The sequence below is a fragment of the Streptosporangium sp. NPDC050855 genome, assembly GCF_044456585.1.
In the GTDB taxonomy this organism is placed as follows: domain Bacteria; phylum Actinomycetota; class Actinomycetes; order Streptosporangiales; family Streptosporangiaceae; genus Streptosporangium; species Streptosporangium longisporum.
This window is the reverse complement of sequence record NZ_JBITFY010000019.1, coordinates 48,399-70,698: the sequence shown is the minus strand read 5'-3', so window position 1 is coordinate 70,698 and position 22,300 is coordinate 48,399. Positions and strand designations below refer to the sequence as shown.

The 22,300-nt window shown below is 72.5% G+C and carries 16 protein-coding genes; 13 read left to right on the top strand and 3 right to left on the bottom strand.

Annotated features, from left to right (window positions below; all coding sequences use genetic code 11):
- Nucleotides 1-43 precede the first annotated feature (43 nt).
- Complete coding sequence (locus ACIBCT_RS31325) at nucleotides 44-694, bottom strand: response regulator transcription factor (RefSeq protein ID WP_344895518.1); 651 nt, start codon at nucleotides 692-694, stop codon at nucleotides 44-46.
- Nucleotides 695-908: 214 nt separating this feature from the next.
- Complete coding sequence (locus ACIBCT_RS31320; protein WP_399194711.1) at nucleotides 909-1,928, bottom strand: LLM class F420-dependent oxidoreductase; 1,020 nt, start codon at nucleotides 1,926-1,928, stop codon at nucleotides 909-911.
- 110 nt (nucleotides 1,929-2,038) lie between these two features.
- Here ACIBCT_RS31320 and ACIBCT_RS31315 point away from each other — a divergent pair, with 110 nt between their 5' ends.
- Complete coding sequence (locus tag ACIBCT_RS31315; RefSeq protein ID WP_399194709.1) at nucleotides 2,039-3,559, top strand: sulfatase; 1,521 nt, start codon at nucleotides 2,039-2,041, stop codon at nucleotides 3,557-3,559.
- Here ACIBCT_RS31315 and ACIBCT_RS31310 read toward each other — a convergent pair.
- On the bottom strand, nucleotides 3,518-4,255 hold the full coding sequence (locus ACIBCT_RS31310; RefSeq protein WP_399194707.1) for a FadR/GntR family transcriptional regulator: 738 nt from the start codon (nucleotides 4,253-4,255) through the stop codon (nucleotides 3,518-3,520). The genes ACIBCT_RS31315 and ACIBCT_RS31310 overlap by 42 nt on opposite strands.
- 58 nt (nucleotides 4,256-4,313) lie before the next feature.
- On the opposite strand from ACIBCT_RS31310, the gene ACIBCT_RS31305 reads away from it, so the two are divergent.
- The 12 genes from ACIBCT_RS31305 to ACIBCT_RS31250 all read left to right on the top strand — a co-directional run bounded on the left by ACIBCT_RS31305 (nucleotide 4,314) and on the right by ACIBCT_RS31250 (nucleotide 22,202).
- Nucleotides 4,314-5,210, top strand: a complete 897-nt coding sequence (locus tag ACIBCT_RS31305; protein WP_399194705.1) for a (Fe-S)-binding protein — start codon at nucleotides 4,314-4,316, stop codon at nucleotides 5,208-5,210.
- Between the two features lie 62 nt (nucleotides 5,211-5,272).
- Nucleotides 5,273-6,658 (top strand): lactate utilization protein B, encoded by a 1,386-nt coding sequence (locus ACIBCT_RS31300; protein WP_399194932.1) that lies wholly within the window; start codon nucleotides 5,273-5,275, stop codon nucleotides 6,656-6,658.
- A gap of 95 nt (nucleotides 6,659-6,753) precedes the next feature.
- Nucleotides 6,754-7,488 (top strand): lactate utilization protein C, encoded by a 735-nt coding sequence (locus ACIBCT_RS31295; protein WP_399194930.1) that lies wholly within the window; start codon nucleotides 6,754-6,756, stop codon nucleotides 7,486-7,488.
- 410 nt (nucleotides 7,489-7,898) lie between these two features.
- Nucleotides 7,899-8,726, top strand: coding sequence for a sirohydrochlorin chelatase (locus tag ACIBCT_RS31290; protein WP_344895537.1), 828 nt, complete (start codon nucleotides 7,899-7,901; stop codon nucleotides 8,724-8,726).
- Nucleotides 8,727-8,814: 88 nt separating this feature from the next.
- Entirely contained in the window at nucleotides 8,815-9,897 is a 1,083-nt protein-coding gene (cobT, locus tag ACIBCT_RS31285) for a nicotinate-nucleotide--dimethylbenzimidazole phosphoribosyltransferase (protein WP_399194702.1), read from the top strand.
- A 156-nt stretch (nucleotides 9,898-10,053) separates the two neighbouring features.
- Complete coding sequence (gene cobA, locus ACIBCT_RS31280) at nucleotides 10,054-11,286, top strand: uroporphyrinogen-III C-methyltransferase (RefSeq protein WP_344895543.1); 1,233 nt, start codon at nucleotides 10,054-10,056, stop codon at nucleotides 11,284-11,286.
- Between the two features lie 806 nt (nucleotides 11,287-12,092).
- Nucleotides 12,093-15,155, top strand: a complete 3,063-nt coding sequence (locus ACIBCT_RS31275) for a GTPase (protein WP_399194700.1) — start codon at nucleotides 12,093-12,095, stop codon at nucleotides 15,153-15,155.
- Nucleotides 15,152-16,792 carry a GTP-binding protein gene (locus tag ACIBCT_RS31270; protein ID WP_399194697.1) on the top strand — a complete coding sequence of 547 codons (1,641 nt, stop codon included), beginning with the start codon at nucleotides 15,152-15,154 and terminating at the stop codon, nucleotides 16,790-16,792. Before ACIBCT_RS31275 ends, ACIBCT_RS31270 begins: the two co-directional genes overlap by 4 nt.
- Before the next feature lie 216 nt (nucleotides 16,793-17,008).
- Nucleotides 17,009-17,998, top strand: coding sequence for a single-stranded DNA-binding protein (gene ssb / locus ACIBCT_RS31265; RefSeq protein WP_399194695.1), 990 nt, complete (start codon nucleotides 17,009-17,011; stop codon nucleotides 17,996-17,998).
- 658 nt (nucleotides 17,999-18,656) lie between these two features.
- Nucleotides 18,657-19,886 carry a GGDEF domain-containing protein gene (locus ACIBCT_RS31260; RefSeq protein ID WP_399194693.1) on the top strand — a complete coding sequence of 410 codons (1,230 nt, stop codon included), beginning with the start codon at nucleotides 18,657-18,659 and terminating at the stop codon, nucleotides 19,884-19,886.
- Between the two features lie 25 nt (nucleotides 19,887-19,911).
- Entirely contained in the window at nucleotides 19,912-21,576 is a 1,665-nt protein-coding gene (ettA, locus tag ACIBCT_RS31255) for an energy-dependent translational throttle protein EttA (RefSeq protein ID WP_399194691.1), read from the top strand.
- A 182-nt stretch (nucleotides 21,577-21,758) separates the two neighbouring features.
- Entirely contained in the window at nucleotides 21,759-22,202 is a 444-nt protein-coding gene (locus ACIBCT_RS31250; protein WP_399194689.1) for an acyl-CoA thioesterase, read from the top strand.
- Nucleotides 22,203-22,300 lie beyond the last annotated feature (98 nt).

Below are 22,300 nucleotides of genomic sequence, written 5' to 3'. Positions count from 1 at the left end.
TGCCCCTCCGGCCCCGTTTCCCGCCTGTTTCCCGCGGCTCCGCTCAGCTCACGACGCCGGACTCCCAGGCCCACGCCGCGGTCTCCACCCGGTTCCTCGCGCCCAGCTTCGCCTGGATGCTCCCCAGATGGGTCTTGACGGTGGAGAGCGAGACGAAGAGCTCGGCGGCGACCTCCTGGTTGGTCCGCCCCCTGGCCACCAGCCGGACCACGTCCAGCTCGCGCTCGGTGAGCGGCTCGGCCGGGGGCCGGCTCGCCCCGGACCGCGGATGGGCCAGGTGCGCGAGCAGGCGTACGGTGACCGACGGCGAGACCAGCGCGTCACCGGCCGCGGCGGCCCGGATCGCCTCGATGAGCAGCGTCGGCCCGCTGTCCTTGAGCAGGAAGCCGGTCGCGCCGGCCCGCAGCGCGCCGTAGACGTACTCGTCCAGGTCGAAGGTGGTGACGATGACCACCTTCATCGGGTCCGTCACCCCCGGCCCCGCCAGGATGCGGGTGGCCTCCAGGCCGTCCAGCTTGGGCATCCGGATGTCCAGCAGGCACACGTCGGGCCGCAGCCTGCGCGCCAGCTCGACGGCCTCGGCGCCGTTGGCGGCCGTCGCCAGGACCTCCATGTCCTGCTGGGCGTCCAGGATCATCTGGAACCCCGTCCGCACGAGCTCCTGGTCGTCAGCGATGAGCACCCGAATCGTCACCTGATGGATTCTGCCAGCCCGCGCGAGGGGCGGGATCGGACATCCGGCCGATGTGCCCGCGCGGACGGCGGTCCCGGACCGTCCCGGACCGGCCCGCCTGGACCGGCGCCAGCCCGGATCGGAGTCGGCCTGGACCGGTGTCGGCCCGGATCGGTGTCGACCCGGGCCGGTCGGCGGGTGCGGTGCCTGTCGGCGGGGTGCGACGGCGGGGTCGCTAGCCGAGGACCAGGTCCCGGATCGCCCGCAGGGAGGTCTCGTCGCGGGGGCCCATCACCAGGAGGTCGCTCACCGGGCTCTTGCGCCACGGCTCCAGGCGCTCGCGGATCCGGCCCACCGGGCCGACCAGAGAGATGCCGTCGGCCAGCTCGTCCGGGATCGCACGGAACGCCTCGTCCCTGCGGCCGGCCAGGTAGAGCGCCTGGATCTCCTCGGCGGCCTCGGCGTAGCCCATCCTGCCGATGATGTCGGCGTGGAAGTTGCGGCTCTTGGCGCCCATGCCCCCGATGTAGAGGGTCAGCATCATCTTGACCCCGTCCAGCGCCGCCCGGACGTCGTCGGTGATCAGTGTCATGACCATGGCGGCGATGTCGAAGTCGGGCCCGGCTCCGGCCAGCGAGGGGCCGTACATCTGCTCGATCTTCTCCGGGAACACGAAGAGCGGCAGCCAGCCGTCGGCGATCTCGGCGGCGAGCGCGACGTTCCTCGGGCCCTCCGCGCCCAGGTAGAGGGGGATCTCGCGGCGCAGCGGACGGGTGATCAGCTTCAGCGGCTTGCCCAGGCCGGCGCCACCGGGGTAGGGGAGCGGGTAGTGCTCGCCGTCGCTGGTCACCGGCTCCTCGCGGCGCCAGACCTTCCGCATGATCTCGACGTACTCGCGGGTGCGGGCGAGCGGCTTCGGGAACGGCACGCCGTACCAGCCCTCGACCACCTGGGGGCCCGACGCGCCGATGCCGAGCAGCAGCCGTCCGCCGGTGAGGTGGTCCAGCGTCATCGCGGTCATCGCCGTCGCCGCCGGGGTCCTGGCGGAGATCTGCACCACGGAGGTGCCCAGTTTGATGCGGGACGTCCGTGCGCCGTACCAGGCCAGAGGGGTGAAGGCATCGCTACCGTATGCTTCTGCCGTCCATACGGACTCGTACCCCAGCCGCTCGGCGGCCTGGACGAGTTCGGTGGCGTCGTCGGCGTTCCGCTGCCAGTAGCCGAGGTTCAGGCCGAGTCTCAGGTCGGTGCTCACGGGGACCTCCTCGCGACATGCGCCGGACGCGCCCCATAATTAGAACACGTTCTATATTGCTCGGTCGAGTGTGAGGTGTCGAAATTCGTTCTCCAGGGAAGCGTGCATTTGTGCTCAACGCCGCTCGTAAAATCCTCTCCCTGATCTCCCTCCTCGTGCTCGCCCTGGCGCTCGCCGCCGCCGGGACGACCCCGGCGGTGGGAACGGTCCCGGCCGCGGCACAGGCGGCGGGACGGCCCAACATCGTGCTGATCCTGGTCGACGACCTGGAGGCCGGGGACCTGCGGAGATTTCCCAACATCTCCGCGCTCCTCGGTCAGGGCGGCACCAGGTTCGACCGGTTCTTCGTGAACAACTCCTGGTGCTGCCCGTCACGGGCGTCGATCATGCGATCCCAGTACGTGCACAGCCACGGCGTGCTCACCAACACCGCCCCCGAGGGAGGTTTCACCAAATATCATCTTTCGGGGTTGGAACGCTCCAACATCGGGACGTGGATGAAGTCGGCCGGATACCGGACCGGCCTGATGGGCAAGTACCTCAACCACTACCCCGGCGGCACCACCGCCGCCGCCTACGTGCCTCCCGGCTGGGACGAGTGGGACGTGCCCGTGCGCAGGCTGTACGAGGAGTACGGCTACACGCTCAACGAGAACGGCACGCCGCGCGCCTACGGGTTCACCCCGCAGGACTACCTGACCGACGTGCTCAGCGCCAAGGCCGCCTCGTTCGTCTCCCTGCCGGACGACGACCCGTTCTTCCTCTACCTCGCCCCGGTCGCCCCGCACAACCCGGCCAACCACGCCGCGCGGCACGCCGCCGCCTTCGCGACCGAGGTGGCCCCACGCCTGCCCTCCTACAACCAGCCGGACGTCTCCGCCGAGCCCCTGTGGCTCAGGTCGCTCCCGCAGTTCGGGGCCGGGACGGTCCGGCGGATCGACCGGCAGTACCGGAACCGGCTGCGGGCCATGCTCGGCGTGGACGACATGGTCGGCACCCTGGTGGAGTCCCTGAGGGTCTCGGGAAAGCTCGACGAAACGTACATCTTTTTCGCTTCCGATAACGGGTTCCACCTGGGCCAGCACCGGATCGCGCTGGGCAAGACCACGCCCTTCGACGAGTCCATCCGGGTCCCGTTGCTGGTCCGCGGCCCGGGGGTGCGACCCGGTGGCGTGGTCGGCGACCTGGCCGCCAACGTGGACCTGGCCCCGACCTTCGCCGACCTGGCCGGGATCACCCTCCCGGACTTCGCCGAGGGGCGCTCCCTGCTCCCGCTGCTGCGGGGGGAGCGGCCGTCCTCGTGGCGCCGGAACGTGCTGCTGGAGTTCAACCGGCCGATCAACCCGAACTCGGCCCGCCAGACGCCGGTCCCGGCCTACCAGGGGATGCGGACGGCCCGGCACACCTTCGTGCGCTACTCGACCGGCGAGTACCAGCTCTACGACCTCGTCGCCGACCCCCACCAGCTCCGCAACATCATCGCCGAGACCCCGCTGCCGGTGATCGCCGAGTTCAACCGGCAGCTCGACGCGCTGGTCTCCTGCTCGGGCGCCACCTGCCGCAGGGCCGACGCGGCCGAGCCGCCCGTGCTACCCGCCGGACCCATGCCGCTCACTCCCTGGGGGCAGTGAGATGCCCGGGTAGGCCCGCCGCAGGTGCGCCTCCACCGCGGTGGACGCCTCGGCCGCGTCCCCTCCGGCGATCGCCCGGTGGATCCGGCGGTGGTCGGCCATCAGCCCGGCCGTGTCGCCCAGGCGCTCGACCGCCTCGATCGCGTACCGGCGGAGCGAGTCGCGCAGCGAGAGCATCATGGCGGTGGTCAGCCTGTTCCCCGACGCCTCGGCGATGGCCACGTGGAAGGCCGTGTCGTGTTCGACGAACTCCTCGGCCGTCGTCGCGGCGTCCATCCGCTCCAGCGCCGCCGTCATGGCCGACAGGTCGGCGCCGCGCACGGCGGCGTGCGAGGCCGACCACCGTTCGATCATCAGGCGGGCGTCGACGACCTCCTCCAGCGAGAGGCTGGACAGGCCGAGGTGCAGCCTGAGCAGGTCGCTCAGGGCGTCGGCCGGCCGGGAGATGAGGAAGGCGCCCGCGTCCGGCCCCCTGCCCACCTGGGACGACACCACCCCCAGCGTCTCCAGGACGCGCATCGCCTCGCGTACCGAGGAACGGCTCACCCGCAGCTGCTCGGCGAGCTGTCGTTCGCCGGGCAGGCGGTCGCCGACCGTGAGGCCGTCACCGGCGATGCGCCGCTCGATCTGGGCGATCACGTCCTCGAAGGCCCGGGTACGCCGGACCGGCTGCCAGCCGCTCAACAGGCCCTCCACCTTGTGGGGAATATGGTCAGACCATACTGTGGTCAGACCATAGAACGGAAGGAGCGCCGTGCGCGTCGCCCTCTTCATCACCTGCGTGAACGACACGCTGTTCCCCGGGACCGGGCGGGCGGTCGTCACGCTGCTGCGCCGCCTCGGCTGCGACGTCGAGTTCCCCCAGGCGCAGACCTGCTGCGGCCAGATGCACGTCAACACCGGGTACCCCGACGAGGGCAGGCGGCTGGCCGCGCACTTCCTGGACGTCTTCGCCGGGTACGACGCGATCGTGGCGCCCTCGGGGTCGTGCGCGGCGATGGTCCGCGAGCAGTACCCCCGGCTGGCCCGTACCCCCGGGACCGCGCCCGCCGCGCCCGCCGTGCCCGCCGTGCCCGCCACGACCTCAAAGGACACGGTCGCGGCGGGCACGGCGAAGGGCACGGCCACGGTCACGTCCGGAACGGCCGGCGGCCCCCCGCCGGGCCTGGTCACCGGGAGCCTCGTCCCCGCCGCCGAGCCCGGCTCGTTCGCCGCCGCGGTCGCCGAGACGGCGCCGAAGGTGCACGACCTGTCGGAGTTCCTCGTCGACGTCCTCGGCGTCACCGACGTGGGCGCCTACTTCCCGCACCGGGTGACCTACCACCCGACCTGCCACTCGCTGCGCGGCCTGCGCGTGGGCGACCGGCCCACGCGGCTGCTCCGGCAGGTCAGGGGGCTGGAGCTGGTCCCGCTCCCGGGCGCCGAGGAGTGCTGCGGCTTCGGCGGCACCTTCGCGGTGAAGAACCCCGCGATCTCCGCGGCCATGTGCGCGGACAAGGTGCACAACGTCACGGCCACCGGCGCCGAGGTGCTCTGCGCCGCCGACAACTCCTGCCTGATGCACATCGGCGGGACCCTGCGGCGCCAGCGCGCCGGAGTGAGGATCATGCACCTCGCCGAGATCCTCGCCGCCACGGAGGTGACCCGGTGAACGCCCCCGGCCCCCGGAACGGGACGGCGCGCGGTCCCGCGGCGGGCGGCACGTTCCTGGGCATGCCCGCCTTCCCGGCGAACGCCGCCGTGGCCGTGCAGGACTCGCAGCTCAGGTACAACCTGCGCAAGGCCACCCGGACGATCCGCGGCAAGCGGGCCGCCGTGGTCGGCGAGCTGCCCGACTGGGCCGAGCTCCGCCGGGCGGCCAAGGAGATCAAGGACCACACCCTGCGCGACCTGGAACGCTACCTGCTGCTGATGGAGGAGGCCGTCACCGCCGCGGGCGGGCACGTCCACTGGGCCGCCGACGCGGCGGAGGCCAACAGGATCGTGGCGGACCTGGTCAAGGCCACCGGCGAGACCAGCGTGGTCAAGGTCAAGTCCATGGCCACCCAGGAGATCGGCCTCAACGAGGCGCTCGAACGGGAGGGCGTCACCGCGTACGAGACCGACCTGGCCGAGCTGATCGTCCAGCTCGGCGACGACTGGCCCTCGCACATCCTGGTCCCGGCGATCCACCGCAACCGTTCGGAGATCCGCGAGATCTTCCAGGACAGGATGGCGGACTGGGGCCGTGCCGCGCCCGAGGACCTGACCGACGAGCCGCGCGCCCTCGCCGAGGCGGCCCGCCTGCACCTGCGCGAGCGCTTCCTGTCGACCAAGGTCGCGATCTCCGGCGCCAACTTCATGATCGCCGAGACCGGCACGCTGGTGGTCCTGGAGTCCGAGGGCAACGGGCGGATGTGCCTGACCCTGCCCGAGACGCTGATCAGCGTGGTCGGCATCGAGAAACTGCTGCCGAGCTGGCAGGACCTGGAGGTCTTCCTCCAGCTGCTGCCCAGGAGCTCCACCGGTGAGCGGATGAACCCCTACACCTCCACCTGGACGGGTGCGGTCGAGGGGCAGGAGTTCCACCTGGTGCTGCTCGACAACGGCCGCACCGACGTGCTGGCCGACGAGGTCGGCCGCCAGGCGCTGCGCTGCATCCGTTGCTCGGCCTGCCTGAACGTCTGCCCGGTCTACGAGCGCGCCGGAGGCCACGCGTACGGCTCGGTCTATCCCGGGCCGATCGGGGCGATCCTCACCCCGCAGCTGCGCGGCACCACCTCGGAGCTGGACGCGTCGCTGCCGTACGCCTCGACGCTGTGCGGTGCCTGCTTCGACGCCTGCCCGGTCGCCATCGACATCCCCGAGGTCCTGGTCCACCTGCGCGGCAAGGTCCGCCACGCGCGTGCCGAGCGGCTGGGCATGCGCGCCGCGGGCTGGGTGTTCGACCGCCCGGCACGGCTGGCGGGCGTCCAGCGGCTGGGCGGGCGCCTGCGCAGGTTCGTCCCCGGCCGCCTGCCAGGACCGCTGGCGGCCTGGACCGACACCCGCGACGTCCCCGACATCCCCGCCGAGTCCTTCCGCGACTGGTGGAACCGTACCGACGGAGGCGCCCGATGACCGCCGGAACACCCGCCGACGGAGCGAGCGGCACGAGAAGCGCCGGAAGCACGCGGAGCACCGGAAGCGCCGGAAGCGCCGGAAGCAGGGAGCGGATCCTGGCGAGGATCCGGGCCGCCGTCGCCGGAGCCCCGGAGGTCGAGATCACCCGCGCCTACCGCGGGTCGCCGCTCACGGCTCCCGTCCCGGCCTCGGTTCCGACCTCGGTTCCAAGCTCGGCTCCGGCCTCGGCTTCGGGCTCGGTCCCGGTCCCGGCCTCGGGCTCGGTCCCGGTCCCGGCCTCGGGCTCGGTTCCTGTCCCGGTGGATCGGGCGCGTGCCGGGGATGCGGAGGTCGTGGAACGGTTCGCGGAGCGGGTGGCGGACTACCGGGCCGTCGTGCACGTGGTGGACGAGGGCGAGGCGGCCGCGACGATCGCGGCGGCGCTGGCCCGGCGGGGTGCGGCCCGCGTGGTGGTCCCGGACGGCCTGCCGCCGGAGTGGGCGCCCGCGGATCCGGTCACCGACGATCCGCCGCTGAGCGCGGCCGAGCTGGACGAGGTGGACGGGGTCCTCACCGGGTGCGCCGTGGCGATCGCGGAGACCGGCACGATCGTGCTGGACACCGGGCCGGGACAGGGACGCCGGGTGCTGACGCTCGTCCCCGACTACCACCTGTGCGTGGTGCGCGCCGGGCAGATCGCGGCCGGTGTCCCCGAGGCGGTCGGCAGGCTCGACCCGTCCAGGCCGCTGACCTGGATCAGCGGTCCCTCGGCGACCAGCGACATCGAGCTGGACCGGGTGGAGGGCGTGCACGGGCCGCGCACCCTGGAGGTCGTCGTCATCCGCTGAGGCGCGTCCGTAAAGCGGCTCGTGAGCCCGGCCCGCGGTGCCCGCGAGGACGGGTCCCGTCCGGCCTCGGGGCACCCGCGAGGACGGGTCCCGTCCGGCCTCGGGGCACCCGCGAGGACGGGTCCCGTCCGGCCTGGGGACACGGCCCGTACGGCCCGCGGTCCCTCGGCCTGCCCGGGGGGATCCGGCACGATCCGCGCGGTGCGGCTGGACGTCCCGCGCACGCCCGGTTACCGTGCCAGGACGTGGCATCCGGCGGGTCCCATGACCACGAGGCCCGCCGGCCGCCGCGACCGATGTTAAAAAATGCATTTACCGATCCGTTACCTGCCCATGAGACGCCGCGATCGGATATTGTCGCGATTCGCACTCGCGTAACCCCAGGTCAAGGTCATTGGAGTCCTGTTTCCATGAAACCGCCGCTGCTGCTCATCGGGCAGGGCTCGCACGATGACAGTGGATCTGCTGAGTTCGGCAGGTTCGTCCACCGGCTCCGCTGCCGTCTGGACCGGACGGCGGCCGACGTCTCCGGTGGCTACATCGCCAGGGCCAGACCGCGCCTGAGCGACTCGGTCGCCTCGCTGGTCGCGCGGGGGCACCACCGGATGGTGGTCCAGCCGATGAGCCTGACCGGTGACGTGCGGCTCGGCGCGGACATCCCCACCGCGATGGCCCGCGAGCAGGAGAGGCACCCCATGCTGACCTGCGACCACGGCCGCCCCCTGGGCTCCGACCCCCGGGTGCTGGCGCTGCTCGCCGAGCGCCTGGCCGACGCCGCCGCCGAGGTCGCCAGCCTCCGGCTCGTCCCGGTGGCCGCCGGGCCTTTCGACGACGAGCCCGAGCGCATCGAGATCGGCGAGACCGCGGTGGTCCTGGTCGGGGACGGCTCGACCAGCCCCGAGACCAACGCCGACGTGCACCGGGTGTCCCGGCTGTTCTGGGAGATGCACGCCCACGAGTACATGACCGTGGAGACGGCCTTCGTCTCCCTCACCCCGCCCGGCGTCCCCGGTGGCATCGAGCGCTGCCGCCGCCTGGGCGCCAAGCGCGTGATCGTCGTGCCGTACCTGCTGTTCGCCGGGAGCCTGCTCGACCGGATCTGGGCGCAGGCCATGGCCTACGCCGCGGGCCACCCGGGGCTGGACGTCCGCTGCGCCGACGTCATCGGCGACTGCGAGGGCCTGGCCGACGTGGTGATCGACCGCTACGAGGAGGCGGTCAGCGGCATCATCTGGTGATCCGCGGCCGTCCGGACGTCGTCCCTTACCCGGCTTCCGGTTTTCCGGACTTTTCCTGAAACGACGTTTCCGCGAGAGACTGGATCACATGACCATTCTTGAGGAGACCGTCGCGGCGATCCTTCCCGCCGACCCGGCGGCCGTCGCCGACGCCCGAGCCCACCAGGACCGCCTGACCAAGCCGCAGGGCGCGCTCGGCGCCCTGGAGGACGTGGCGGTACGGCTGGCCGGAGCGGCCGGGGTCAGCCCGCCGCCGCTCCCGGCCCCCGCGGCTCTGGCGATCTTCGCGGCCGACCACGGCGTCCACGCCAGGGGCGTGACCCCGTGGCCGCAGGAGGTCACCCTGCAGATGGTCGGCAACTTCCTCGCCGGGGGCGCCGTGGCCAACGCCTTCGCCACCCAGGTGGGCGCCTCGGTGACGGTCGTCGACGTCGGCGTGGCCGCCGACCTCGACCCCGCGCCCGGCCTGATCGTCAGCAAGGTCGCCCACGGCACGGCCGACCTGTCCCGCGGTCCGGCGATGACCCGCGAGCAGGCGGTCGCCGCGCTGGAGGCCGGGATCGCGGTGGCCCGCGACCTCGTCGCCCAGGGTGCCCGCTGCCTGGTCACCGGGGACATGGGCATCGCCAACACCACCGCCTCGGCGGCACTGATCTGCGCCTTCACCGGCCGGGACGCGGCCGTCGTGACCGGCAGGGGGACCGGCGTCGACGACGAGACCCTGACCCGCAAGGTCGAGGTGGTCCGCGAGGCCCTGCGGGTGAACGGCCTGGAGCGCGGGCCGGGCGAGGCCCCGCCGGTGCCCGCGCTGGAGACGCTGGCCGCGGTCGGCGGCCTGGAGCACGCCGCGATCGCCGGATTCGTCCTGGGCGGGGCGGCGCTGCGGGTGCCCGTCATCCTGGACGGCGTCATCGCGGGGGCCGCGGCGCTGGCCGCCGCGGCGCTGGCCCCCGACGCCGTGGACCACTGCGTGGCCGGGCACCGCTCGGCCGAGCCGGGCCACGCCATCGCCCTGGAGCACCTGGGCCTGCGCCCGCTCATCGAGCTGGGGATGCGGCTCGGCGAGGGCACCGGCGGCCTGCTCGCCCACCCGCTCGTCTGCGCGGCGGCCAGGGTCATGCACGAGGTGGCGACGTTCGATTCCGCCGGGGTGACGGACAAGACGGCCTGACCTGCGAAAGCCCCGGAGAGCCGATCGACGGTGGACGGTCGGCCACCCCTTGACATCTGTTAACACCGTGGCAGCAAAGGCGGGGCCGCCAGCCGGTAGGTTTACCTCCTAGCACGCCCCGCTTCACCGTCACTCGCGAACGGGAGATCTGTCGCCATGTCGCCCTACCTGCTCGGCCTGCGTCTCTCCGGGCGGCGGGTGCTCGTCGTGGGCGGCGGGCACGTCGCCCAGCGCCGGGTCCCGACGCTGCTCGACGCGGGTGCCCTGGTCACCATCGTCTCGACGAGCGTGACGCACGCCCTCGACGACCTCATCGCGACCGGCCGCGTGACGTGGGAGGCCAGGCGCTACCAGGTCGGCGACGTCGACGGGGCATGGCTGGTCCAGGCGTGCACGAGCGACCGCGCGGTGAACGCCGCGGTGGCCGCGGAGGCCGAGGCCAAGCGGATCTGGTGCGTACGCGCCGACGACAAGGACGCCTCGGCCGCCTGGACCCCGGCCAGCGGCAAGGTGGACGAGATCAGCGTGGCGATCACCGCCGGGGGCGACCCCCGGCGCGCCGCCGGGATCAGGGACGCCGTCGTCGGGGCCCTCAGGGACGGCACGGTCGGGGCCCGGCGCAACCGCGCCAAGCCGGTGGGGGTCGCCCTGGTCGGTGGCGGGCCCGGCGACCCGGGCCTGATCACCGTACGCGGACGGCAGCTGCTGGCCCAGGCCGACGTGGTCGTCGCCGACCGCCTCGCGCCGCAGGCCCTGCTCGACGAGCTCTCCCCGGACGTCGAGCTGATCGACGCCGCGAAGATCCCCTACGGCCGTTACATGGCCCAGGAGAGGATCAACGAGCTGCTCATCGAGCACGCCAAGCAGGGCAAGTTCGTGGTCCGGCTCAAGGGCGGGGACCCGTTCGTCTTCGGCCGCGGCGGCGAGGAGATGCTGGCCTGCGCCCGCGAGGGCATCCCCGTCACCGTGGTCCCCGGCATCACCAGCCCGGTGGCGGCGCCCGCCGCCGCCAACGTGCCCGTCACGCACCGCGGGGTGAGCCAGGAATTCCACGTGATCTCCGTACACGTCCCCCCGGGCGACGAGAGATCAACCGTCGACTGGCCCAATCTGGCCAGATCCGGTGGCACGCTGGTGCTTATGATGGCGGTCGAACGGATCGGAGTGATCGCCGAGACGCTGATCCACGACGGACGTTCGCCGGAGACTCCCGTAATGGTGGTACAGGACGGTACTCTTCCCACCCAGCGAGCTCTTTACGCCACGTTGTCCACCGTGGCGGAGCGCGTGAGCGCGGCTGGGATTCGGCCACCTGCGATCGTGATCATCGGCGATGTCGTGAAGGTCGGCCAGGAGGTCGAGATGGTTCGAGCGGAGCGAGTACCGTGATATCGGCTTCCAACTGGCCTCCCCAACAAGGGGGCGGCCGTGATCCTCGCCTCGCCGGCACCCCCCAGGAACCATCCGACGACGCCCCGCCGGACGACACCGAATCCCCCGGCGAGCAGACGGTCTCCTTCGGCGCCATCCGTCCCGACGATGACGCCGCCTCCATCCGCGCCCGGCCACCCGGGGGAACGACCGATCCGGCCCCGGCCCAGGGCTCTCCCGACGTCCACCAAGGACCGCAGGGCGGTCCCGCCACGACCTTCCGGCCTGCGGGCCCCGCCCCGGCCCCGGGCCGGCCCGCCGGTCCCGCCGCACCCAGGGCCTCCGGCGGGGCGGACAATCCCTCGGCCCCGCCCGCCTCTGCCGAGGCCATGGCGGCTTTCCGCGCCGCCGCCGCCGCCGCCCAGGCCACGATCGACGCCCTCACCGCATCCCGGGACGCGGTCCCCAGATCCGCTCCACCCGGCGGGCGTCCTGACGCCTCACACGGCGCCCCCGCCTCCGGCCCCCCTCCTCACCCGCCAGGTCACGGCACCTCCGTTCCCCCGTACGGCTCGCGTGGGGGTGGCCCCGTCGCACCCGGTACGGTCCCGGGTGCTCCCGCCCGTCCCGGAGCCCCGGCTCCCGCCCGTCCCGGGCCCCCGGCCCCCGCTCACCCGGCGGCCCGGCAGGGGGGAGCGCCCGGTGCGGATGCTCCCGGCTCTCCCCGGCGCACGGGTGCGCCGCACCAGCAGGCGGGCGCCCCGGGCGGCCCGCGAGAAGGCGGGCCCGCCGCCCCGGGCGCGGTCTTCCGGCCGGGCGCCCCCGTGCCGTCGGCCGCCCCCGTACCGCCGGGCACGCACGCTCCCTACCCCGCCGGTCCCGGTGCGCGACCCCCGGGTCCCGTCCCCGTCCCCCACGACGGTCCCGGTGCGATCTTCCGGCCTGGTGCCCCCGTACCACCGGCGACCCCGCTCCCGCCGCAGGCCCGTCCCGCCACCGGTGACCCGGGTGACGTCGCCACGGCCTCTCCCGGGGCGCCGGGAGCGCTCTTCCGTCCGGGAGCCCCGGTCCCTCCGAGCGCTCCCCGGAGCGGGGGCCCGGCCACGTTCCTCCCCGGTGCCCAGCAGGAGCGGCCCCACGCGGACGCCGCCCCACCGCTCCGCGCCGGCAGGCCGCGGGAAGAGCCCGAGCAGAACGGGCCTGAGCAGGGCAGACCCGAGCAGGACCAGAACGCGACACCGGGCGAGGGTTCCGGCCTGTCCGAAGGCACCGAGGAGGCGTCCCGGCAGGAGCGTTCCGCTGCTCCCGAGACCGTTGCTCCCGAGACCGCTGCTCCCGAGACCGCTGCTCCCGAGACTGCTGGTTCTGAGACCACTGGTCCCGAGACCGACGAGTCCGGTTCCGGGTCCCGCGAGCCTGGGCTCGATGAGCCCGGGGCCGGCGAGTCCGGGTCCGGTGAGCCCGGGTCCGACGGCTTCGGGGACGAGCGTTACGACGGCTCGGAGAACGAACGCTCCGACGACGCCGGGAACGAGCGTTCCACGGACGATCGCCCCGCAGGTGAGCGTTCCGGAGACGCCGCGAGGGGCAACGCCGAGGCGCCGAACGCCGAGGGTGTCGAAAACGACTCCGCGGACATCCCGCCCTCGCGTGACAAGGTCACGCCCTCGGACGAGCACGAGATCGTCGAGATCCTCGAGATCCTCGAGATCCGGAACGACGTACGAGACGGCACCGGTACCGGCGTCATCGACGGCGAACTCCGTGACGGCGAGCCCGAGAGCACCGAGTCCCGGAGCGGGGAACGGCCCGCCGAGACCGGGGAACGAGTCCGGGACGAGGCCGACGGGGTCGACGGGGTCGACGGCAGGACCGGCGGCGGGACCGATGACGAGGTCAGGGCCGACATCGGGGCCGGGGGCGAGGACGGAGCAGGGTCCGCCACCTCCGAAGACGACGGTGCCGATGGCGCCTCCACCGAGACCGACACCCCGGCCGACACCGACACCATCACCGACACCCCAGCCGACACCGGCACCCCGGCCGACACCGGCACCTCCGACCACCCCGGGAGCGAGCCCTCCGACACCGAGGCGTCCGGCGACGGTGACGGTGGTCACGAGAGCGGCCACGAGGAGGAGGAAGGCAGCGGCGAGAAGGCCCGGGACGCAGCGGGCGCGGAGCCGCAGGAGCGCGTACGGGAGACGCCGCTTCCGGCCGCCGTCTCCAAGGCCCTGAGCAGCGCGCTCACCGCCGTCCGCATCGGCGTGACCGACCTCACCTTCGGCCTGGACCTCCCCGGCGCCGACGAGGCCAGGAAGGTCCAGGGCGAGATCCTGGCCCAGCTCGACGACTACGTGATCCCCCGCGTCCACACCAGCACCGCGCCCGCGCTCATCGTGGTCGCGGGCTCCACCGGCGCGGGCAAGTCCACGCTGCTCAACACCCTGGCCAACGCCAAGGTCAGCGCGACCGGCGTACGCCGTCCCACGACCGGTACGCCCGTCCTGGCCTGCCACCCCGACGACCACGAGTGGTTCGCCAAGGGCGAGCTGCTCGGCGGCCTGCGGCGGCTCGGCGAACCCGACCCCGAAATGTCCTCGGGCGGTCTGGTGCTCGTCTCCACCGAGCACCTTCCCGCGGGCGTGGCCCTGCTGGACACCCCCGACATCGACTCGGTCGTCGAGGAGCACCACGAGATCGCCCACCGCATGCTCGACGTGGCCGACCTGTGGATCTTCGTCACCACAGCCGCGCGGTACGCCGACGCCCCGGCGTGGCGGCTGCTGCGCCTGGCCAAGGAGCGCGGTGCCCGGCTGGCCATCGTGCTCTCCCGGGTGCCTCCCAAGTCCCGCGAAGTGATCGACAAGCACTTCGTGAGGATGCTCACCGAGTACGGCCTCGGCGAGGTCGACCGGTTCGTCGTCCACGAGAGCAAGGTCGTCGACGGCATGCTCCCCGACGACGAGGTGACCGAGCTCCGGCGCTGGCTGGACGAGCTCTCGGTCGACGAGCGCCGCCGCGAGCAGGCCGTGACGGCCACCCTGAACGGGGTGCTCAACAGCTTCCGTACCCGGATACCGGCTCTGGCCAGGCAGCTGGAGGTCCAGGTCGCCCTGCGCAGGGACCTGCGCGCGGACGTGGACACCGCCTACGCCCGCGCCTTGGCCGAGATCGACGAGAAAACCGGCAACGGCTCGCTGCTCCAGGGGGAGGTGCTCGCCCGCTGGCAGGACTTCGCCGGTTCCGGTGACCTCATGCGCACCCTTCACCTGCGCAGGCCCGGTCGTTTCGCGGGCAAGGCGAGCCAGCAGGCGCCCGAACGGCTCAGCGCCCTGAAGTCCGCGCTGCGGGCGGGGCTGGAGTCGGTCGTCGTCTCGGCGGCGCATCGGGCGGCCGAGGAGGCGGCCTCGCGCTGGCTGAACCGTCCGGGCGCGCAGGAGGTCCTGGCGGCGGTCCCCGACTCGGGCCGCGCGTCCGACGAGCTGCTGCGCCGGGCCGGCCGGACCATCGGGGCCTGGCAGGATCACATCATCGAGCTGATCCGCACCGAGGGCGTGACCAAGCGGTCGGTGGCCAGGGTGATCTCGTTCGACGTCGAGTCCCTGTCGCTGATCCTGACCATAGGGCTGCTCGGGTACGGCTCCTCGGACGCGCGGAGCGGTCCCGGCGCGCTGCCGCAGCGCCTGGTGCACGCGCTGCTCGGCGCCGAGTCGCTGCGCAACATCGGGGTGAAGGCCCGGAGCGATCTCCGTGCCCGGATCGGCCTGCTCTTCGACGACGAGACGGCCCGTTACGTCCAGGCCCTCGACGGGGCCGGCATACCCGACGAGGCCGCGGCCACGCGTCTCTACCAGGCAACGTACAACCTTGAGGTCGCCCGATGAGTGTTGGCACCACCCAGGCACGCCAGGGGCTCGGCGGACGGCTCGCCGCGCTGGCACGGATCGTGGAGCTGGGCCCGGGCAGGGTCGAACCCGCGTTGCTCGCCGAGTCGGGGCGGCTGCTGCTCCGTGCCGGTGAGCGGCTCAAGCTCTCCTCCGACCACACCGTGGTCGCGCTCGCCGGGGGCACCGGGAGCGGCAAGTCCACGCTGTTCAACTCGATCTCCGGCCTGGAGCTGTCACCCACGGGGGTCCGCCGCCCGACCACGGCCCGTACCCACGCCTGCGTGTGGGGGCTGGACGGTGCGGGCCCGCTGCTGGACTGGCTGCAGATCCAGTGGCGGCACCGGTTCGCGCGGGCCAGTGCCCTGGACCGGGGCGAGGGCCGGCTGAACGGGCTGATCCTGCTCGACCTGCCCGACCACGACTCCATCCGCGCGCTGACCGACACCGAGGCCGACCGGCTGATCCAGGTCGCCGACCTCGTCGTGTGGGTGCTCGATCCGCAGAAGTACGCCGACGCCTCCACGCACCGGCGCTACGTGACCGACCTGGCCGGGCACGAGGCTGTGACGATCTTCGTCCTCAACCAGTCGGACCGGCTCGACGAGGACGAGCTGGCCGAGTGCGTCGCGGACCTGGACGGCCTGCTCCGCCGGGAGGGGGTCGAGCATCCCGTGATCGTCACCACCTCGGCGATCACGGGCAGCGGCGTCGACGAGCTCACGTCCGTCCTCGCCGAGACCGTCTCCGAGCGCAGGGCCGCGGTCCAGCGGCTGGAGGCCGACCTGGACCGGCTGACGCTCCGCCTGGCGAAGGCCGTGCCCGCCGACGGGGACCCCGCCCCGCCCTCCTCCCTCGACGACGCCCGCCGGATCGGCCTGACCGATGCCCTCTGCGACGCGGTCGGCGTCCCCGCCGTCGGTGAGGCGATGGAGAACGTGTACGCCGCGCGCTCCGCCGAATGGGTCGGCTGGCCCTACGGCCGCTGGATCGCCAGGCTCCGCCCGGACCCCCTGAACAGCCTGCGGCTGGGGGACCTCAGGGACGAGATCCGCGGCCTGACCGGTGGTTCGGTCAGCGCGCAGCCCGCCGAGGTGGACACCGCCGTCCAGGCCCTCGCCGACGGCCTCACCTCCGGTATGCACGAGGCGTGGCGGAACGCCATCAGGGACGCGGCCCGTTCCCGGGTGGCCCAGCTGCCCCAGGTGCTCTCGGAGGAGCTGTCGGAGGTGGCGCCCCGCCTGGACAGGGTTCCCGGCTGGTGGCGGCTGCTCTTGGTCTGGCAGTACCTGCTGGTGGTGCTCTTCCTGGCCGGGCTCGTCTGGGTCGGCGTGGCGCTGGCCTACGGTGTGTTCGAGCTCGGGACCCCGCCCGAGGCGCTGGAGTTCTTCGCCGACGTGACCTCGCTGCCCTGGGTCGGGCTGATGATGTTCTCCGTTCTCGGGCTCGGGGTGCTGACCGCGTTGGCCAGCCGCAACTTCGTGGTGCTCGGCGCGGGCAACGAGCGTGACGCGCTGGAGCGCGAGATGCGCCGCAGGGTCGGCGGCGTCGCCGAGAGCATGGTGATCGAACCGGTGGAGCGGGAGCTGACCCGCTATAACGAGTTCTATTCGGCCATGCGGAGCCTGCGGGGCTGATCCCGTCCGGTTCTCCCCGCCGAGACCCCTGTGCCGAGTCGTCCCCTTCGGTCGTGCCGATCGAGGGGGCGGTGTCGGCCGTCGCCGACCGTCCACAGCCTCGCCCCGGGATCCGGGGTTTTCCACAGAACCAGGTTCGGGGGCCTGCGGGAGGGACGGTAGGAGCCATCGTGTCTCTCAGCCGCCGGCAGTCAGCCGGCTCCCATGGGAGGCACGATGAACGACATCCATGTCACGCTGACCGGTAACGTCGCGGCCCCGCCGCGCCAGCACACCTTCCCCGACGGTTCCCGGGTCACCTCGCTCAAGATCGCTTCGACGAGCCGCTACTTCGACCGCGAGAACCAGCAGTGGCGCAACGGGGAGACCACCTACTTCGGGGTCCGCTGCTTTCGCGGGCTGGCCGACAACGTCGCCCAGTCGGTCCGGCTGGGCCAGCCCGTCATCGTCCAGGGCAGGCTGCGCATCCGCGAGTTCACGCATGAGGGGGAGCGCCGGTTCATGCCCGAGGTGGAGGCCGGCTCGCTGGGCCACGACCTGCGCTGGGGGCTCGGAAGCTTCAGCAAGCCACAGCGTGGCGGGCCGATCCCTGCCCTGGGCAGCGCGGAGCGGAGCGAGCTCGACCGCGAGACGTCCGACTGGGCCATGAGCGGCGGCGTTCCCGTCGGCTCCGACGCCCTGGCCGCGGCGAGGCCCGACTCCGGTGCCCGGCCGGGCGGGGAGCCCGGATCCGACGGTGAGATCACCGGAGGGTCCGGAGCCGGTGGTGAGACGACCGGGGAGGCGCCGTCCGAGGAGGACGGGGCCGCGCAGAGCGGGTCCGCAGGCGTGGCGGCCGGGGGGATCTGGGAGGCCGGGGAGATCGGGGAGACCGGGTCCGCCGGTGCGGTGCCGTGGGAGATCGGGGCGCAGGCCGTCCCGGGCGCCGAGCCGGCCGTGACGGCCGAGATCTTCGCGGAGATCGCCGGGAGCACCCCGCACGCGATGGGGGACGGGGTCCCGGCAGCGGAGCCCGCGCAGGGGGAGGTCCCGAGCCGCAGGCGCAGGACGACGGCGAAGGGGGCGGCGAGGCGAGCGGACGCCACGGCGGGAAGCGGTCCCGCCCGGGAGGCCGGGGCGCTCGCGACCATGCCGGACGAGGAGAAGGTCTACCCCGCCGTGGACGACGAGGTCCCCTGGCCGGTACGGGAGCACGTGGCGGCCTGAGCCGTGCCACCACGGGAAGGCCCGGGCCGCGGGCCTTCCCGTCCGGCAGGCGGCCCGTCGTCCCGTCGTGGGTCCGGTCGTGGGTCCGGTCGCGGCCAGGTCGCGGGCCCGGTCCTGGGCCTGTCGTCCGGTGGCGGACGCCGGCGCCAGATCGTTGACCTGGGACGGGGGAGAAGGTGGAAAAGAAAAAGGGTCGAGGCGCAGGGGAGCTCCGGGGCGGAAGGGGAATACAGGAGGCAAGGGGAAGCCGGGGGGAAAGAGGGCTCCGGGGTGAAAGAGAGGGCCTGGGACGGGCTGAGCGAGGGGGCATCGGCCGGACGCGGTCGGCGCCCGCCGCGGCAGGCGGCGACGCCGAGATGAACCGGCCGATGGTCTTGCCCGTGTCAGATGCCGAGACATCCGTTAGGTCCAGGTCACGCCCCGCAGCATGGCTTGCTCCTTTCCCACACGGCCCGCTCGCGGGCGAGCGGTTTCCAAGTCATGGATCAACCGGCGGGTTGACCCACTTCGTCAACGTAGCGGTTGCCGTCGCGCGACGCACACTCCGCAACTATTGTGTTACACATCGTTAGTCGGAGAGGGGGACGACATGGCGGCTCCCGGTCACACCTCGGTGAAAGCGCGCGACGGCGTGACGGCCTTGGTCGATCGATGGCCCTTGCTCGGGCAGCGTCGCCCGCTGGTCGCCTATCTGTGCGGATTGGTGACGCTGGACGCCGTCGTGATCGTGTACTTCGCGACGTCCGGTGTCTTCCGCTGGTCCGATCTGCTGACCTTCACCGCGCTGATGGCGTGCGGGGCCGTGTGCATCGAGGCGACCCGCAGGCTCGGCATGCCCGCGGGCGTCTACCGGGACCTGCTCTCCGCCTGGTGGTTGCCCGCCGCGCTGCTCCTGCCGCCGCTGTACGCCCTCCTGGCGCCCATACCGCTGCAGTTCCTGCTGCAGAAACGGGTGCGCGCGACCGTGGTCTACCGGCGGGTCGTCAGCTCGGCGGCGATCGGGCTCGCCGGATGCGCGGCCTCCCTGCTCTTCCACGCCACCGCCGGTGACCTCAACGCGCTGGTCAGGGGCGACGGAAGACCGATCCTGGTGGCCGTCGGCTGCGCGGTCCTGTTCACGGTGATCAACACCGCCCTGATCGCCGTCGCCGCCCACACCGCCGACCCCGAGAGCCACTGGCGGGAGGTCCTGTGGAACCGGGAGAACCTGCTCCTGGACGTCGTGGAGCTCTGCCTGGGCGTCCTGGTCTCCATCACCTGCGGGATCAACCTGGCGCTGCTGGTCCTGGCCCTGCCACCGGTGGTGCTGCTCCAGCGCAGCCTGCTGCACGCCCAGCTCCAGGCGGCGGCCCGCACCGACCTCAAGACCGGCCTGCTGAACGCCGCGGCCTGGCACCGCGAGGCCGACACCGAGATCGTCAGGGCCCGGCGCACCGGGGAGACGCTCGCCCTGCTGATCGTCGACATCGACCACTTCAAACGGGTCAACGACACCTACGGCCACCTGATCGGCGACCAGGTCCTGGTCGGCGTGGCCGACACCATCCGCAGCCAGCTGCGCGACTACGACGTGGTGGGCCGGTTCGGCGGCGAGGAGTTCGTCGTCCTGCTGCCCAGGGCCGACGTGACCGAGGCGCGCAGGGTGGCCGAGCGGCTCCGCTCCCGGGTGGGCAGGATGGCCGTCCCGGCCGACGACAACATGATCACCGTGACCATCTCGGTCGGTGTGGCGATCATGAGCGTGCACGGGGACGACCTGATCGAACTGCTCGCCGCGGCCGACCTAGCCCTCTACCGCGCCAAGGAGCTCGGCCGCGACCAGATCTGCCTGCCCGCCACGGTCGTGCCCCCGGCCCGCAGGCCCGGATCCGAGGCCGCCCCTAGCTGAACTTTCCAGGCCCTAAACTAAAGGCATGCCGGAGTACATCTACACACTGCAGCGCGTGCGCAAGGCGCATGGCGACAAGGTCGTCCTCGATGATGTGACGCTGTCGTTCCTGCCGGGCGCCAAGATCGGTGTCCTGGGCCCCAACGGCACCGGAAAGTCGACGCTGCTGAAGATGATGGCGGGCCTGGAGCAGCCGTCCAACGGCGACGCCCGGCTCATGCCCGGCTTCACCGTCGGCATGCTTCAGCAGGAGCCCCCCCTCAACGAATCCAAGACCGTCCTCGGCAACGTCGAAGAGGGCGTCGCCGAGACCAAGGCGATGCTCGACCGCTTCAACGAGATCGCCGAGCTGATGGCCACCGACTACAGCGACGAACTGCTCGACGAGATGGGCAAGCTGCAGGACGCCCTCGACCACCGCAACGGCTGGGATCTCGACAGCCAGCTGGAGCAGGCGATGGACGCCCTGCGCTGCCCCCCGCCGGAGGCCGAGGTCACCCAGCTCTCCGGTGGCGAGCGCCGCCGGGTCGCCCTGTGCAAGCTCCTCCTGGAGCAGCCCGACCTGCTGCTGCTCGACGAGCCCACCAACCACCTCGACGCCGAGAGCGTCCAGTGGCTCGAGTCACACCTGGAGAAGTATCCGGGCACCGTCCTGGCGGTCACCCACGACCGTTACTTCCTGGACAACGTGGCCAACTGGATCCTGGAGCTCGACCGGGGCCGCTGCCACCCCTACGAGGGCAACTACTCCACCTACCTGGAGGCCAAGGCGGCGCGGCTCAAGCTCGAGGGACAGAAGGACGCCAAGCGCAAGAAGCGCCTGGAGGAGGAGCTGGAGTGGGTCCGCTCCAACGCCAGGGCCCGCCAGACCAAGAGCCGGGCACGTCTCCAGCGCTACGAGGAGATGGCCGCCGAGGCCGACAAGCACCGCAAGCTCGACTTCGAGGAGATCCAGATCCCGCCGGGCCCGCGGCTGGGCACCACGGTCATCCGGGCCGAGAAGCTCACCAAGGGCTTCGAGGAGCGGGTGCTGATGGAGAGCCTCTCCTTCGACCTGCCGCGCAACGGCATCGTCGGCATCATCGGCCCGAACGGTGTCGGCAAGACCACCCTGTTCCGGATGATCACCGGCAGTGAGACGCCCGACAGCGGTGAGATCGTGATCGGCGACACCGTCAAGATCTCCTACGCCGACCAGAGCCGGGGCGGGATCGACCCGTCCAAGAACGTCTGGGAGGTCGTCTCCGACGGGCTGGACTACATCAAGGTGGGCCAGGTCGAGATGCCGTCCCGCGCCTACATCGCGGCCTTCGGCTTCAAGGGGCCGGACCAGCAGAAGAAGGCGGGCATCCTCTCCGGTGGAGAGCGCAACCGGCTCAACCTCGCCCTGACCCTGAAGCAGGGCGGCAACGTGCTGCTGCTCGACGAGCCCACCAACGACCTCGACACCGAGACGCTCTCCAGTCTGGAGAACGCGCTGCTGGAGTTCCCCGGCTGTGCCGTGATCACCTCGCACGACCGGTGGTTCCTGGACCGCATCGCCACCCACATCCTGGCGTGGGAGGAGGGCTCGAACTGGTTCTGGTTCGAGGGCAACTACGCCGACTACGAGAAGAACAAGGTCGAGCGCCTGGGGGCCGACGCGGCCCGGCCGCACCGCGTCACCTACCGCAAGCTCACCCGGGACTGAGGGCCGCTCCACCGTTCCCGGCGCCCGGACGGGCGCGAGTGAAGGGCCGTCCGGGCCGGTGCGGGAACGGGCCGTACGGACGGGATCAGGGGCCGGCCGCCGATCGAGGCGGCCGGCCCCCGGTCATTCCGGGACGCGCCCCGGCGTGCGGTGGCCGCCGAAGGGTCGCTACGGTTTCGGGTGTGTTTGAACAGAGCGTCGCGGACGGGGTCGGCCGGGATCACCGGCACGTGTTCTCCAGGGCCGTCAGGTTCGCCGACATCGACTCGCTGGGACACGTCAACAACGTGCGGTTCCTCGACTACCTGGAGGACGCGCGGCTGGCGATGTTCCACATCGACCCCCACCACGAGGGCATCGCCCCGTTCCGGGGACTCGTGGTCGCCCGCCACGAGATCGACTACCGGCGTCCGCTCACCTTCCGCCTCGACCCCGTCCGGGTGGAGTCCTGGGTGACGGAGATCAGGCCGGTGCGGTTCACCCTCGCGTACGAGATCCGCGACGACGAGGAGGTCTTCGTCAGGGCCGGGTCGGTGCTCGTCGCCTATGACGTGGAGCAGGCCTCCCCCCGGCGGCTGAACCAGGACGAGCTGGACTACCTGCGCAGGTTCACCGCCGACGGCTGAGGGCGGCCCGGTGACGCCGCCGCGGGGCACCCGGCGGGGACTCCCGAGGCCGCCGCACGCCGGAACCCGTACCGCGCCCGGAACCCCGTAACCCGGAA